At 61.4% G+C, this 14,385-nt stretch carries 13 protein-coding genes; 9 read left to right on the top strand and 4 right to left on the bottom strand.

Annotated features, from left to right (window positions below):
* The 5 genes from argH to FHW37_RS21145 all read left to right on the top strand — a co-directional run bounded on the left by argH (position 1) and on the right by FHW37_RS21145 (position 4,982).
* Positions 1-1,425 carry an argininosuccinate lyase gene (argH, locus tag FHW37_RS21165; protein WP_145639974.1) on the top strand — a complete coding sequence of 475 codons (1,425 nt, stop codon included), beginning with the start codon at positions 1-3 and terminating at the stop codon, positions 1,423-1,425.
* Complete coding sequence (locus tag FHW37_RS21160) at positions 1,422-2,294, top strand: amino acid ABC transporter permease (protein ID WP_145639972.1); 873 nt, start codon at positions 1,422-1,424, stop codon at positions 2,292-2,294. Before argH ends, FHW37_RS21160 begins: the two co-directional genes overlap by 4 nt.
* A gap of 12 nt (positions 2,295-2,306) precedes the next feature.
* A complete protein-coding gene (locus FHW37_RS21155; RefSeq protein ID WP_145639970.1) occupies positions 2,307-3,071 on the top strand; it encodes an amino acid ABC transporter ATP-binding protein in 765 nt (254 codons plus the stop codon).
* A 38-nt stretch (positions 3,072-3,109) separates the two neighbouring features.
* Positions 3,110-3,943: an ABC transporter substrate-binding protein gene (locus FHW37_RS21150; RefSeq protein ID WP_145639969.1), complete on the top strand. Its 834-nt coding sequence runs from the start codon at positions 3,110-3,112 to the stop codon at positions 3,941-3,943.
* A 163-nt stretch (positions 3,944-4,106) separates the two neighbouring features.
* Positions 4,107-4,982 carry a polysaccharide deacetylase family protein gene (locus FHW37_RS21145; RefSeq protein WP_145639967.1) on the top strand — a complete coding sequence of 292 codons (876 nt, stop codon included), beginning with the start codon at positions 4,107-4,109 and terminating at the stop codon, positions 4,980-4,982.
* Positions 4,983-4,988: 6 nt separating this feature from the next.
* Here FHW37_RS21145 and tsaA read toward each other — a convergent pair whose 3' ends face one another.
* From tsaA to FHW37_RS21125, 4 genes are read right to left on the bottom strand one after another with little or no spacing between them, the layout of a single operon-like run.
* Positions 4,989-5,516, bottom strand: coding sequence for a tRNA (N6-threonylcarbamoyladenosine(37)-N6)-methyltransferase TrmO (tsaA, locus tag FHW37_RS21140; protein ID WP_145639965.1), 528 nt, complete (start codon positions 5,514-5,516; stop codon positions 4,989-4,991).
* 12 nt (positions 5,517-5,528) lie between these two features.
* Positions 5,529-6,326 (bottom strand): ABC transporter ATP-binding protein, encoded by a 798-nt coding sequence (locus FHW37_RS21135; protein WP_145639963.1) that lies wholly within the window; start codon positions 6,324-6,326, stop codon positions 5,529-5,531.
* Positions 6,323-7,354 carry a FecCD family ABC transporter permease gene (locus FHW37_RS21130; protein WP_145639962.1) on the bottom strand — a complete coding sequence of 344 codons (1,032 nt, stop codon included), beginning with the start codon at positions 7,352-7,354 and terminating at the stop codon, positions 6,323-6,325. Before FHW37_RS21130 ends, FHW37_RS21135 begins: the two co-directional genes overlap by 4 nt.
* Positions 7,354-8,385 (bottom strand): iron ABC transporter substrate-binding protein, encoded by a 1,032-nt coding sequence (locus tag FHW37_RS21125; protein ID WP_145639960.1) that lies wholly within the window; start codon positions 8,383-8,385, stop codon positions 7,354-7,356. The genes FHW37_RS21130 and FHW37_RS21125 overlap by 1 nt, the downstream gene beginning before the upstream one ends.
* Positions 8,386-8,567: 182 nt before the next feature.
* Here FHW37_RS21125 and fdnG point away from each other — a divergent pair, with 182 nt between their 5' ends.
* The 4 genes from fdnG (at position 8,568) to fdhE (ending at position 14,385) form a co-directional block, all read left to right on the top strand.
* Positions 8,568-11,663: a formate dehydrogenase-N subunit alpha gene (gene fdnG / locus FHW37_RS21120; RefSeq protein WP_145639959.1), complete on the top strand. Its 3,096-nt coding sequence runs from the start codon at positions 8,568-8,570 to the stop codon at positions 11,661-11,663.
* Positions 11,660-12,643, top strand: coding sequence for a formate dehydrogenase subunit beta (gene fdxH, locus FHW37_RS21115; RefSeq protein WP_145639957.1), 984 nt, complete (start codon positions 11,660-11,662; stop codon positions 12,641-12,643). Before fdnG ends, fdxH begins: the two co-directional genes overlap by 4 nt.
* Positions 12,643-13,341 (top strand): formate dehydrogenase subunit gamma, encoded by a 699-nt coding sequence (locus tag FHW37_RS21110; protein WP_145639956.1) that lies wholly within the window; start codon positions 12,643-12,645, stop codon positions 13,339-13,341. Before fdxH ends, FHW37_RS21110 begins: the two co-directional genes overlap by 1 nt.
* A 123-nt stretch (positions 13,342-13,464) precedes the next feature.
* A complete protein-coding gene (gene fdhE, locus FHW37_RS21105) occupies positions 13,465-14,385 on the top strand; it encodes a formate dehydrogenase accessory protein FdhE (RefSeq protein ID WP_145639954.1) in 921 nt (306 codons plus the stop codon).

The raw sequence follows: 14,385 nt of genomic DNA, 5'->3' as shown, positions 1-14,385 counted from the left end.
ATGTCGGCATCCGCACAGCTCTGGGGTGGACGTTTCAAGTCCGGTCCTTCCGAAGCTCTCGCCAATCTTTCCCGCGCTCCGGCCAGCTATTTTCGGCTTTACCGTGAGGATATTGCAGGCTCGCGTGCGCATGCCTCGGAACTGAAGCGCGCCGGCGTGCTCAATGAAGGCGAGTTCAAGACGATCCGCGCCGCGCTCGATGCGATCGAAGCGGATGTCGCTGCCGGCCGCGAGACGCCGATTGCCGGTGACGAGGATGTGCATACCTTCCTCGAACGGCTTCTGATGGGTCGCCTCGGCGCACTCGGTGGCAAGCTTCGTGCCGGCCGTTCGCGCAACGACCAGACCGCCAATAATACCCGTCTTTACCTGCGCCGCATGGCCCGCGAACTTTCCGCCGGCATTATCGCTGTCGAAGAGGCGCTTGTCGCCCAGGCGACCCGGCATGTGGAAACGGTCATGCCCGGCTTCACCCATCTGCAGCCGGCCCAGCCGATCGTACTCGGCCATCACCTGATGGCGCATGCGCAGTCGCTGCTGCGCGATCTGGAGCGTTTTCAGGATTTCGATCGCCGCTTCGACCGGTCGCCGCTGGGGGCCGCCGCACTTGCCGGCTCCGGCATCGTCAATCGTCCGGATCTGTCTGCCATCGAACTCGGTTATTCGGCAGCGTCCGAAAACTCGATCGACTCAGTTGCCTCGCGCGATATCGTTGCCGAATTCCTGTTCATCACCGCCCTTGTCGGCGTCAATCTTTCGCGGCTAGCCGAAGAGATCTGCATCTGGAGCTCGAAGCAGTTCAGCTGGGTGAAGCTGCATGACAGCTATTCGACCGGCTCCTCGATCATGCCGCAGAAGAAGAACCCCGATATTGCCGAGCTTTCGCGCGGCATGTCCGGCACGATGATCGGCAATGTCGCCGGTTTCCTCGCCACCATGAAGGCAATGCCGCTTGCCTATAACCGCGACCTCGCCGAGGACAAGAAGGTCCTGTTCGAGACGATCGATACGCTGGAACTGATCCTGCCCGCCTTTGCCGGCATGGTCGAGACGCTGGAATTCGAGGTCGAGAAGTTGCGCGCCGAAGCGCCGCGCGGCTTCACGCTCGCGACCGAAGTGGCCGACTGGCTGGTGCGTCAGGACGTGCCGTTTGCAGAAGCTCACGAAATCACCGGCGCCGTGGTACGCTATTGCGAAGAGCGCGGCCACGACCTTTCCGGCCTGACGGAAGACGACCTGCCGAAGATCGATCCGCGCCTCAACGGCGGCCTGCTGCAGGCGATCACGCTGGAGCACGCGCTTTCGAGCCGCACCGGTTACGGCTGCACGGCGCCTGACGCCGTTCGCCAGCAGATCGGCCGTTTCGAACAGGCGCTCGAAGCCTGCCGCAAGTTTGCCGGTGTCAAGGAGACGGAAGCGCGATGAGCACAGCGGACGGAATGTCGACGGTCGATCGGTCGAAATACGAAATCGCGCATCTGAAACTGGTGCCGAAGCGGCATATCGGCCGCACGATCTCGGCCGCCGTCGTCATCGTCCTGCTTCTGGCGCTGGTGCGTGCCTTCAGCGTCGGCCAGATCGAATGGAGCTATGTCAGCCAGTTCCTGTTCGCGCCGGTCATTCTCGAAGGCCTCGTCAACACGCTGATCATGACCGTCGCCGCCATGGTGATCGGCATCGTGCTCGGCGTCGTCATCGCCATCATGCGCATTTCCGGCAATCCGGTCCTGTCGTGGATCGCCATCGGTTACGTCTGGATCTTTCGCGGTGCGCCGGCGCTGCTGCAGCTGATGCTGTGGTTCAACCTCGCGCTGATCTTTCCGACGCTCGGCATTCCCGGCCTGTTCGAATTCCGCACCGTCGACATCATGACGCCCTTCGTGGCGGCCATGCTGGGCCTCGGGATTTCGCAGGGTGCCTATACGTCGGAAGTGGTGCGCAGCGGCCTTCTGTCCGTCGATGCCGGCCAGTATGAGGCGGCTCGCACGATCGGCATGACGCAGCGCAAGATGCTGCGCCGGATCGTTCTGCCGCAGGCGATGCGCGTCATGGTGCCGCCGATCGGCAATGAAGTGATCGGCATGGTCAAGCTCACCTCGCTTGCCAGCGTCATCCAGTATTCGGAAATCCTGCACAATGCGCAGGTCATCTATTACGCCAATACGCGCGTGCTGGAACTGCTGCTCGTCGCCAGCTTCTGGTATCTCGTCGTGGTTTCCATCCTGTCGGTCGGCCAGCAGCGCATCGAGCGCTATTTCGCCCGCGGATCGAAATCCATCCAGGCATCGATGTAAGGGGCGGGCGATATGGATATTCTCGTCAAGGCAATCGACGTTTCCAAAAATTTCGGACCGTTCAAGGCGCTCGATCAGGTCAGCATGGAAGTGGCGCGCGGCGAAGTCGCCTGCATCATTGGCCCCTCCGGCTCCGGCAAGAGCACGTTCCTGCGCTGCATCAATCTGCTTGAGCGCATGGATGGCGGCGCCATCTGGGTCAATGACGCGCTGATGGGTTACCGCCGCGACGGTAACAATCTGCACGAACTCTCCGATGCCGAGATTTCGCGCCAGCGCCGCCGCATCGGCATGGTGTTCCAGCGTTTCAACCTCTTCCCGCACAAGACGGCGCTCGAAAACATCATGGAAGGCCCGGTCCAGGTTCTGGGCGAGCCTGCGGATCAGGCGCGTGAGCATGCGCTGTCCCTGCTTGCCCGTGTCGGGCTTGCCGACAAGGCCAATCATTATCCGGTGGAACTTTCCGGCGGCCAGCAGCAGCGTGTGGCGATTGCCCGCGCCATGGGCATGCGGCCGGACCTGATCCTGTTCGATGAGCCGACCTCGGCGCTTGACCCCGAGCTGGTTTCGGAAGTGCTCGACGTGATGAAGGATCTCGCGGCCTCCGGCATGACGATGATCGTCGTGACCCACGAGCTCGGTTTTGCCCGCAATGTCGCCAACACGGTCACCTTCATGGAAGCGGGCAAGGTCGTCGAGACCGGCCCTGCCTCGGAAGTGCTGAGCGCACCCAAAAGCCCGCGTACGGCGGAATTCATCCGCGCCGTGCATAGCTGATTTATTCGAAACCCAACAAGAACAGGATAGGGGATATCATGACCAAAGCACTCGCCCTGATCGCAGCCGTTGCTGCCTTCACCGCCACCTCCGTCTCGGCCGAAGGCCTGCCGGAGCGCATCAAGACCGCTGGCAAGATCATTATTGCCAACACGCCGAACTACCCGCCGATGGAATACAAGGATCCGGCCACCAACGAGCTGAAGGGCCTCGATATCGATCTCGGTCTGGCGCTCGCCAAGCAGCTCGGCACCAAGGTCGAATGGTCGGATATCGGCTTCGAACAGATGGTCTCTTCCGTCACGACCGGCCGCGTCGATCTCATCCATTCGGGCATGACCGATACGGAAAAGCGCCGTGACGCGCTCGAATTCGTCGATTACATGCGCTCGGGCGCCCAGTTCTACACGACGATGAACCACAAGGACGCAATCAAGACCGAAGCCGATCTGTGCGGCAAGTCGGTCGGCATGAGCCGTCGCACTACCTTCCCGGATGAAACCGCCAAGTGGAGCGCCGCCAACTGCGAAGCCAAGGGCCTGCCGGCCGTCAAGGTCGTCGGCACCGAAGGTTCGGCCGATGCCCGCACCCAGCTGAAGCAGGGCCGCGTCGATGCCGCCGTGCAGGGTTCGGAAACCGTTCCCTACCTGATCGCGCTGGAAAAGGACGCCTATTACTCGGTCGGCAAGCCGTTCACCGCCGTCTACCAGGGTATCGGCTTCTCCAAGAAGGATACCGAACTGCGTGACGCCTATGTCGGTGCCCTCAAGGCCCTGATGGCAAGCGGCGAATACAAGGCGATCTTCGCCAAGTACGGCCTGGAAGATGCTGCACTCGAAGGCATCTACCTGAACGGCGCTCCGGCCAAGTAAGCCAGTTTACAAGAACGGGATGCCGTCCAGCCTGCGTAACGTCTTTCTTGTTGGGGGCAGGGCGGCAGCGGACCATCCCGTTATGCCAAAGAAGCCGGGCCATCGTTCTTCAGGACATGGCACGGCTTCTCATCTTCGAATATCAGCCGGAACTGTCTGTGCGATGACCCACGATCTTGTCCCCCGCCCGCTCAACCCGGCGCCTGCCACGCCCGACATGGTCTGGCCGAACGGTGCGAAAAGCGCGCTCTTCGTCGGTTTCGACGTTGATGCCGAGACGGCGTGGATCGGTAACAATCCCTCCAATGTCGATCGCATGGTGACGACCTCGCATGGCGGTTACGACGCCCGCGTCGGCATTGCGAAAATCGTCCAGCTGATGGATGAGCTGGCGATCAAGGCGACCTTCTTCATTCCCGGCTGGACGGCGCTGGCGCATCCGGCCCAGTGCGAAAGCATTCTGAAGGCCGGCCACGAGATCGGCCATCACGGTTATCTGCACAAGCTGCCGGAGCGCGACAAGCTCGACGCCGCCTTCGAGGAAATCGATCTCGGTTACGAGGCGCTGCAAAAGGTGCTCGGTGTTCGGCCGATCGGTTATCGCGCGCCGTCGGGCGAGAATTTTCCGGAACTGCTCGGCTATCTGGCAAAATCCGGCATGCGTTATTCCAGCTCGTTTCGCGATGACATTCTGCCCTATCGCCATGCCGGCGGGGCGGATCATGCGGGCCTTGTCGAGATCCCGGTCAATTTCGCCTTCGACGACTGGAATTTCGGCATGACGAGCCGTACCAGCTCGCGACCCATTTTCGGCCGCGATGCGGTGCTGCAGATGTGGATCGACGAATTCGAGGCGACCCATGCCTGGGGTGGCGTGACGACGCTGGTCCTGCACCCGCAGGTCTCCGGCCGGCCGATGCGCTGGTATTTGCTGCGGGAGTTTTTGCTCTATGTTCAGCAGAAATCCGATGTCTGGATCGCGACCGGCGAACAGATCGCCGATCATTATGCTGCGCAGGAGAAGGCGCGCGGCGTCTGATTCCAGTCAGGCCTTCTGGCAATAATGCGCCGTCGGGGCGTTCTCGTCGGTCTGGAAATCGCCGGGCTGCGGCGGGGCGATCGGCTTGAACAGGGTGCGGTCCGGTTTCAGGTCGAGAAGCGGCGTGCCGTCGAGGCAGTCCATGCCGCGGACGAGCAGAACATTGCCCTCGACACCTTCCAGCTTGACGATCGAGGTGCCGATCGGGTTCGGCCTGACCGGCGAGCGCAGGGAAAACGTGCCATGCACTTTGCCATTGCTGGCCGGGCTCTGCAGCACTAGATCGCGGCGCGACTTGTCCAGCCAGTAGAGGATCTCAAGCCGTTCGAAGACTTCGACGCCCTTCAGCGCCGGTACCCAGGGCTCATAGATTTCGATGCGGCAGATGGGGCCGTCGTGGCGGCCCTGGCGCGGGGTTTCCATGCGCAAGGTCCAGGGCGTGGAGATGCGGCCGATGAAGGTCAGGCCCGCATCGGTCGGCTCCGGCGGCGTCACCGACACTTCGTTTTCGCGGATTTCGTTCTCACGCACCATCGGGTTTCTCTCTCAGGTTTCTGGCAAGGTTTTGGCAGGGTTGAGGCGGGGTGAGCAGCTCAAAATATCGCTGCCCGGCAGCGTGCCGATCACCACGTCGATATCATAAAGCTGTTTCAGGCGCTCTGCGGTCAAGACATCCTTCGGCGCTCCGAGCGCCACGAGTTTCGTCTCGTGCAGCAGGGCGACACGATCGGCGACCATGAAGACATGGTCGGGATTGTGGGTCGAGAGCACGATCGCCATTCCTTCCGAGGCAAGTGTCTGGATCTGGGTGAGAACCCGCATCTGGTTGCCGTAATCGAGGCTCGCGGTCGGTTCGTCCATCACGAGGATTTTTGGCTCCTGCGCCAAGGCGCGCGCGATGAGCGCCATCTGCCGTTCGCCGCCGGAAATTTCCGTATAGGGGCGGGTGGCGAGATGCGTCATGCCGAGCCGTTCAAGCGCCTCGCCGGCAATGTCCCGGTCCTTGCGGGAGGGCGTTGCGAAAGGTGTCAGGCGGGCCGCGCGGCCCATCAGCACGACGTCGGCCACGGTGAAGGGAAAGAGTGCAGCATGCGCCTGTGGCACATAGGCGATGTTTTTTGCCCGCTCGGCGCGGCTGAATGCGGAAAGCGGCCTGTCGTCGAGCAGGATGTCGCCGGCCTTGGGCGCAAGAAGGCCGAGCATGGTCTTGAACAGCGTCGTCTTGCCGGCGCCGTTGGGGCCGAGAAGGGCCAGGACCTCGCCCTGCTTGATTGTAACCGTCACGCCGCTGCCGACCGTGCGGGCACCGTAACCGAAGGCGAGGTCGCGGGTTTCGAGCGTCATGACCATCCCCTTCTGCCGGAGGCGAGAAGCCAGAGGAAAAAGGGCGCGCCGACGACGGCGGTCAAAATGCCGAGCGGGATTTCGATCGCGGCAATGCTGCGCGCCAAAGTATCGACGACCAGCATATAGGCGCCGCCGAGCAGGATCGAGGCGGGCAGGAGTTTTCGAAAGTCCGGCCCGACCAGAAGGCGGGCGATATGTGGAATGACGAGGCCGATCCAGCCGACGATGCCGGCGATCGAGACGGAGGCGGCGGTGATCAGCGTGGCGCCTGATATCAGGGCGGCGCGGGTGATCCTTGTATCGACGCCGAGCGTCTGCGCCTCTTCGTCGCCGAGGGTCATGACGTTCATGCGCCAGCGCAGGAGGATGAGCGGTAGAAGGCCGATCAGCGTGGCGGGCAGGATGGAGAGGACATCGGCGCGGGTGACGGCCGTCAGGCTGCCGAGCAGCCAGTAGGTCATCGCCGGCAGCTGGTTATAAGGATCGGCGAGGATCTTGATCAGCGAAATGCCGGCCCCGACGACGGCGCCGATCGCGACACCGGCCAGAACCAGCGTCAGCACCGGATCGCGGTCGCGGATCGCCGTTCCGACCGCATAGACCGCGCCGACCGCCAGAAGGCCGCCGCAAAAGCTCGAGATCTGGATGATCACGACCGGCTGGTCGAAAAAGATCGCCAGCACGGCACCGAGGCTGGCACCGGCCGAGACGCCCAGAATGTCGGGCGAGACGAGAGGGTTGCGGAACAGACCCTGATAGGTGGCTCCGGCGGATGCAAGGGCAGCGCCGATCAGGATGCCGGCCAGAACACGCGGCAGGCGGACGTTCCAGATGACGGTCTGCTGGATCGGGTCGACGCCATCCGTATTGCCGGTGAGGCCGGAGATCAGGACATTCAGGACGGAGGCGGGCGACAGCGCGTATTTGCCGATCGCCATCGACAATAACGCCAGAACGATCAGGCCGATCGTGCCGAGGACGATCAGCCTGAAAATTCCGTTTTCGTTTTTTGTCTCGTCCTGCATCAGGGTTTTGGTGTCGCACCCTTCAGGAGGCTGTCAAGCTGCGCGTCGCTGAGATCGACCTGATAAAAGAGCTTGAAGAAGCTTTTCGTGTCTGACTTCAGGTCCACATTGAACGCTTTCGGGTAGAGCAGGGCTTCCAGCCAGCTGACGCCGAGCAGGCGGTTGATGCCGGGCGGCGAGTCGAACCAGCCGAAGGGCAGGGAAGGCGTGGTATAGACCTTGCCGGCCTTGACCGCGGCGATATTGGCCCAGCCTGCATCGCTCTTTGCCGTTGCGGCGAATTTCGGGCTGGCGGCGAGGATGATGTCGGGGTTCCAGCCGAGCACCTGTTCCAGCGAGACATTGGTGAGGCCGCCCTTGCCGGCGGCGGCTGCGACATTGGCGGCGCCGACGGCTTCGAGGATTTCGAGGTTGATCGAGCCGGCAAGCCCGGTTTCCAAACCTTCCGGGCCGCGGCCGTAATAGACTTTTGGGCGATCGGCAGCCGGGATTTTTGCGAGGCCGTCGTTCAGCGTCTTGAGGCCGGTTTCGGCATAGGTGGCAAGCTCACCGGCGCGGGCCGATACGCCGAGAAGGTCGCCGACCTGGCGCAGCGTTTCAGGCGTTTTCGCAAAACTGCCGTCGATCAGCACATAGGGAATGCCGGTCTGGGCCTGAACCTTGTCGGCCAGCGAGATATAGGTGGCATTGACGGTGCCGACATCGACGATCAGGTCAGGCTTGGCGGCGAGCACGGCCTCCATATTGGCGGTGCCGCCCTGGCCAGTCAGCCGGCCGAAGGTCGGAAGATCGCGCACGGCAGGCATCAGAAATTCCTTTTCCTGCGCGCTTGGCTCACGCACCCAGCCGGTCAGCTTGTCTGGCGCCAGAACATAAACGAGCACCGAGGCCGGCGGACCGGCTGTCAGCACACGCGTGACATGGTCCGGAATTTCGACGGTGCGGCCACCGGCATCGGTGAACGGACGTGCGAAAGAGGGGGCAATAAGGGCGAAGAGAAAGGCGATGGTCAGGGCTAGAAGTCGAGACATGGGGCGCTTCCCGTTAATCTAAAGATGACGAAATATATCGATATATCCGTTCAGATATTTCGTCCAGATTTTGACGAAAACTATTGTTTTTTCAAGACTAAAACCAAACGTGACTTGCGCTCGAAAAGGGTGCGGCATAAGGTCCGGATTCAGCATGATTTTCAATGCGGAGACCTGCTTTTATGAATATGGACCTGTCACGTCGCAGCTTCTTGAAGCTGACGGGTGCAGGTGTTGCGGCAACCTCTCTCGGTGCGATGGGCTTCGGTGAAGCCGAAGCTGCCGAAGTGGCGCATGTCAGACCTTTCAAGCTGACCACCACGACCGAAACCCGCAATACCTGTCCCTACTGTTCCGTCGCCTGCGGCATCATCCTCTATTCGAAGGGTGACCTTCGCAAGGGTGATAAAGCCGAAATCGTTCACGTCGAAGGCGACGTCGATCATCCCACAAACCGCGGGACGCTCTGTCCCAAGGGGGCGGCACTCAAAGACTTCGTCAAGTCGCCGACCCGTCTGAAATACCCGATGCTGCGCAAGCCCGGTTCGGACAAGTTCGAACGGATCTCCTGGGATCAGGCTTTCGACCGCATCGCCCGCCTGATGAAGGACGACCGCGACGCCAATTTCGTCGCCAAGAACGCCGCGGGCGTTCAGGTCAACCGCTGGGCGACGACCGGCATGCTGGCCGCTTCGGCCACCACGAACGAAACAGCCTGGGCAACGTTCAAGTTTGCCAAGGGATTGGGAATAGTCGGTTTCGATAATCAGGCGCGCGTCTGACACGGCCCTACGGTGTCCAGTTTGGGCCCAACATTTGGCCGTGGTTCGATGACGAACGCGTGGACCGACATCAAGAATACCGACCTCGTCGTCGTCATGGGCGGCAACGCGGCGGAAGCACACCCCTGTGGTTTCAAGTGGGTGACGGAAGCGAAGGCCCATCGCGGCGCCAAGCTGATCGTCGTTGACCCGCGTTATACTCGCACGGCCTCCGTTTCGGATTATTACGCGCCGATCCGCCAGGGATCCGACATCGCGTTCCTCAACGGCGTGATGAAATACTGCATCGATAACGGCAAGGTGCAGTGGGAATACATGAAGGCGTTCACCAACGCTTCCTACATCGTCAAGGACGGTTTCGGCTATAAGGATGGCCTGTTCACCGGCTATGACGAGAACAAGCGTGACTACGACAAGTCCACCTGGGACTATGTCATGGACGATGACGGCTTTGCAGTAACCGACCCGACGCTTCAGCATCCCCGCTGCGTCTGGAACCTGCTGAAGGAGCATCTCGCTCCCTATACGCCGGAACTTGTCGAACAGGTCTGCGGCACGCCGAAGGAGAAATTCCTGAAGGTGGCCGAGATGATCTCGGAATGCTCGTCGCCGACCAAAACGATGACGTCGATGTATGCGCTCGGCTGGACCCAGCATTCCAAGGGTTCGCAGAACATCCGCGCCATGGCGATGCTGCAGCTGATCCTCGGCAATATCGGGGTTCGCGGCGGTGGCATGAACGCCCTTCGCGGCCACTCGAACATCCAGGGCCTGACCGATCTTGGTCTGATGTCGCATCTTCTCACCGGCTATCTGACGATGCCGACCGAGAAGGATGTCGATTTCACGACCTATATGTCGACGCGTCTGTTCAAGCCGCTTCGTCCGGGTCAGACCAGCTACTGGCAGAACTACAAGAAGTTCATGGTCTCCTTCCAGAAGGCCATGTGGGGTGATGCAGCCCGGGCCGACAATGACTGGGCCTTCAACTACATCCCCAAACTCGATGTGCCGGCCTATGACATCCTGCGGATGTTCGAGCTGATGCATCAGGGCAAGGTCAATGGCTATATCTGCCAGGGCTTCAACCCGGTTCTCGCCTTCCCGAACCGCAACAAGAACGTCGCCTCCCTCTCGAAGCTGAAATGGCTTGTGACGATGGATCCGCTCGAAACGGAAACATCGCGCTTCTGGGAAAACCACGGCGAGTTCAACGACGTCGATACGAAGTCGATCCAGACCGAAGTGATCCAGCTGCCCACGACCTGCTTTGCGGAGGAAGAGGGTTCGCTGACCAATTCGGGCCGCTGGCTGCAGTGGCACTGGGCCGGTGGCTCGCCTCCGGGCGAGGCACAGCACGACACGTACATCATCGCGCAGATCTTCCTGCGGATGCGGGAACTGTATCGCAAGGAAGGCGGCGCCTTCCCCGATCCGATCCTTAACATGTCGTGGGATTACGCAGATCCGAACGAACCGACGCCGGAAGAGCTGGCCAAGGAGATCAATGGCCGTGCGCTGACCGATCTCATGGACCCGACCGATCCGACCAAGGTTCAGGTTGCCGCCGGCAAGCAGGTCGTCAACTTCTCGCAGCTCAGGGACGACGGTTCGACCATGGCCGGTTGCTGGATCTATTCCGGCGCCTTCAACGAGCAGGGCAACAACATGGCCCGGCGCGACAATCACGACCCGGACGAAACCGGCGCCTATCTGGGCTGGACCTTCGCCTGGCCGCTGAACCGTCGCACGCTCTATAACCGTGCCTCGGCCGACCTGAACGGCAAGGCCTGGGATCCGACCCGCAAGATCATCGAGTGGGACGGAACGAAGTGGTCGGGTTATGACGTTCCGGACATCGCGCCGAACGCCAAACCGCAGGATGTCGGTCCCTTCATCATGAACCAGGAAGGCGTTTCGCGTCTGTTCGCTCGCGGCATGATGCGTGACGGTCCGTTCCCGGCCCATATGGAGCCCTTCGAATCGCCGGTCGAAAACGTCTTTAACCGCAAGATGCGGGGCAACCCCGTCGCCCGCGTGTTCAAGACGGATGCGGACCAGCTCGGTACGTCGGACGAGTTCCCCTATGCGGCGACCTCGTATCGTCTGACCGAACATTTCCACTACTGGACGAAGCACAACCGGGTGAACTCGGCGCTTCAGCCGGAATTCTTCGTGGAAATCTCGGAAGAGCTGGCGAAGGAAAAGAAGATCGAGAACGGTGGCTGGGTTCGTGTCTGGTCCAAGCGTGGTTCGGTCAAGGCAAAGGCTCTGGTGACGAAACGTATCCGGCCGCTCATCTGCGATGGCAAGCCGGTGCATATCGTCGGTATTCCCCTGCACTGGGGCTTTACCGGTTCGGCGAAAAAGGGCTTTGGCCCGAATTCGCTGGCTGCCTTTGTCGGTGACGCCAATATCGAGACGCCGGAATCCAAGGCGTTTCTCGTCAATATCGAACCTTCGACTGCACCCAAGGACAAGGAGGCATCCGTATGATGGACAGCCCTCGTACCGCCGTCAGCAATCCGCCGGTGCAGCCGATGGAAACCAATCTGACGGCCAAGGACATGATCAAGCGTTCGGCGTCCGGCGATTTGCCGGCGCCCGAGCGTCAGCTCACGCCGGTCGCCAAGCTCATCGATGTCTCCAAATGCATCGGTTGCAAGGCCTGTCAGTCCGCTTGCATCGAGTGGAACGACACCAATCCGGAAGTCGGCGAGAATATCGGGGTCTATACGAACCCGCATGATCTCTCCGAAAACATGTTCACCCTGATGCGCTTCACGGAATGGGTGAACCCGGAGACCGACAATCTCGAATGGCTGATCCGCAAGGATGGCTGCATGCACTGTTCGGATCCGGGCTGTCTGAAGGCATGCCCGTCGCCGGGCGCGATCGTGCAATATTCGAACGGTATCGTCGATTTCATCCACGAGAACTGCATCGGCTGCGGTTATTGCGTGAAGGGCTGTCCCTTCAACATTCCGCGCATCTCCAAGGCGGATCACCGTGCCTATAAATGCACGCTCTGTTCCGACCGCGTCGCCATGGGCCAGGGCCCGGCCTGCGCCAAGGCCTGTCCCACCCAGGCGATCGTCTTCGGCACCAAGGAAGACATGAAGAAGCATGCGGAAGAGCGGATCGCCGACCTGAAGTCGCGCGGTTACGCCAATGCCGGCCTCTACGACCCGCCGGGCGTCGGCGGCACGCATGTCATGTACGTGCTGCACCATAACGACAAGCCGCATATCTATGCCGACCTGCCGGACAATCCGTCGATCTCGGCAGTCGTCCAGACCTGGAAGGGCGCGACCAAATATGCCGGTCTCGCCGTGATGGGTCTCGCCGCTGCCGGCACGATCCTGCACGGCCTGTTCGGCAAGGCGAACCGCGTGTCGAAGCACGAGGAACAGGAAGCGCAGGAAGCTGTCGAGGAAGCCGTTGATCACGCCGACAAGCGTGCGGAGGATGCCTGATGAGCGCGTCACCCAAGGTCGCCGCCAAGATTGGCGGTGAAGATACCATCCATCGCGGACCACCTGTCGAGGTGGTCCGGTATGGGCCCGGCAAGCGGATCAACCACTGGGTCACGGCGATCAGCCTGATCCTGCTGTTGATCTCCGGTCTTGCCATGTTCCATCCGTCGCTGTTCTTCCTGACCGAGCTTTTCGGCGGCGGGCAGAACACGCGCTGGATCCATCCGTGGATCGGCGTCGTCCTGTTCTTCTCCTTCTTCATCCTGTTCGCGCAGTTGTGGAAGCTGAACATTCCGAACCGGGACGACGTCAAATGGGCCTCGCAGATCGGCGACGTCATCAATGGCCATGAAGAGCGGCTGCCGGAACTCGGCAAATACAATGCCGGCCAGAAGTTCATCTTCTGGGGCATGGCCTCGCTGATCATCGTGCTGATCTCGACCGGCATCATCGCCTGGGAACAGTATTTTGGTCATCTGACCAGCATACCGACCCAGCGGATCGCGCTTCTGATCCACTCGCTGGCGGCCGTCGCGATCATCCTGATCTTCATCCTGCATGTCTATGCGGCGATCTGGACCCGCGGCACTATCAGCGCCATGACGCGCGGCACCGTGACCGGCGGCTGGGCCTGGCGCCACCATCGCAAGTGGTTCAAGGACATGGCTGGACGCGGCAAGATCGATCCGGCAGAATGATTTCGATCCGCTGGCATCGCCTTCGATGTCAGCGGATTGGATTTTTCCAATTGCGCCTGCACGGCTCTGCCGTGTCTCTCGCGCCAAGAAGAATGCTGTGGCCGGTCGGCCCTGCGAGGTGAAATGTCCGTATCTTCCATTCAGCCCGATCCTTCGATGATCGGCGGCATCTCCAAGGCGCCTTTTGCCCTGATGCCAAATCCGGCCCGCCTTTTCGAAGAGCGCGCCATCCGCTTCGACAAGCTGGCAGAGACCAGCCGGCTCGGAGCCTATCTCAAATTCCTGAGCGGCATCGTCCGTATCCAGGCGGAACTCGCCTCCGAACTGCCGGCTGTTGCGCCGGTGGCGGCAGAGCGAGTGGAGCTTGCCCGCGAAGGTGCAATGCCGCCGATCGATCGCGATGCGCTTGTCGGCTCCACTGAGCTACGCGCGACGACCCGCAAACTTCTCGAGCGTGCTGAGGCCGTCGAAAAGCCGGAAGCGGCGGCCGAAGCGCTGGCGCAGGTGACCGCTGCCGATGACGAGACGATCGACTGGATGATCGGCAATGTGCTGGCCGACAATCTGCCGGTCGAAAGCCTCGCGCACCATCTTTATGTCGCGGCCGCCGTGCAGCTGCATCTGGCGTTGCTGTCCGCCGGGCTCGATGGCACGCGGCTGGTGCCGGTCTCGATCGGTGTCTGCCCCGCCTGTGGCGGCAAGCCGGCGGGTTCGATGGTGATCGGCGTCCATGGGGCGGAAGGCGCGCGTTACGCCGTCTGCGCCTGCTGCGCGACACGCTGGAACGAGGTTCGGGTCAAGTGCATTGCCTGCGGCTCCACCAAGGGTGTCGGGTATCGCGCGGTCGAAACCGGTGACGAGGAGGCGACGGTCAAGGCCGAGGTCTGCGACACCTGCCATAGCTGGACAAAGATCCTCTATCAGAACAAGAACCCGTCGCTGGAAATGATCGCCGACGATGTCGCGAGCCTTGGGCTGGACCTTCTGATGAAGGATACCGAATACCGCCGCGCCGGTTTCGATCCCTTCCTGATCGGGTATTGA

Origin of the sequence: Neorhizobium alkalisoli (assembly GCF_007829835.1) — a bacterium.
Classification (GTDB): Bacteria; Pseudomonadota; Alphaproteobacteria; order Rhizobiales; family Rhizobiaceae; genus Neorhizobium.
This window is presented reverse-complemented; position numbering and strand designations above follow the sequence as displayed.

Excerpts from the sequence above, each read along its gene's own strand:
- argH (WP_145639974.1), top strand. The coding sequence starts at position 1 with ATGTCGGCATCCGCACAGCTCTGGGGTGGACGTTTCAAGTCCGGTCCT.
- FHW37_RS21160 (WP_145639972.1), top strand. The coding sequence starts at position 1,422 with ATGAGCACAGCGGACGGAATGTCGACGGTCGATCGGTCGAAATACGAA.
- FHW37_RS21155 (WP_145639970.1), top strand. The coding sequence starts at position 2,307 with ATGGATATTCTCGTCAAGGCAATCGACGTTTCCAAAAATTTCGGACCG.
- FHW37_RS21150 (WP_145639969.1), top strand. The coding sequence starts at position 3,110 with ATGACCAAAGCACTCGCCCTGATCGCAGCCGTTGCTGCCTTCACCGCC.
- FHW37_RS21145 (WP_145639967.1), top strand. The coding sequence starts at position 4,107 with ATGACCCACGATCTTGTCCCCCGCCCGCTCAACCCGGCGCCTGCCACG.
- tsaA (WP_145639965.1), bottom strand. The coding sequence starts at position 5,516 with ATGGTGCGTGAGAACGAAATCCGCGAAAACGAAGTGTCGGTGACGCCG.
- FHW37_RS21135 (WP_145639963.1), bottom strand. The coding sequence starts at position 6,326 with ATGACGCTCGAAACCCGCGACCTCGCCTTCGGTTACGGTGCCCGCACG.
- FHW37_RS21130 (WP_145639962.1), bottom strand. The coding sequence starts at position 7,354 with ATGCAGGACGAGACAAAAAACGAAAACGGAATTTTCAGGCTGATCGTC.
- FHW37_RS21125 (WP_145639960.1), bottom strand. The coding sequence starts at position 8,385 with ATGTCTCGACTTCTAGCCCTGACCATCGCCTTTCTCTTCGCCCTTATT.
- fdxH (WP_145639957.1), top strand. The coding sequence starts at position 11,660 with ATGATGGACAGCCCTCGTACCGCCGTCAGCAATCCGCCGGTGCAGCCG.
- FHW37_RS21110 (WP_145639956.1), top strand. The coding sequence starts at position 12,643 with ATGAGCGCGTCACCCAAGGTCGCCGCCAAGATTGGCGGTGAAGATACC.
- fdhE (WP_145639954.1), top strand. The coding sequence starts at position 13,465 with ATGTCCGTATCTTCCATTCAGCCCGATCCTTCGATGATCGGCGGCATC.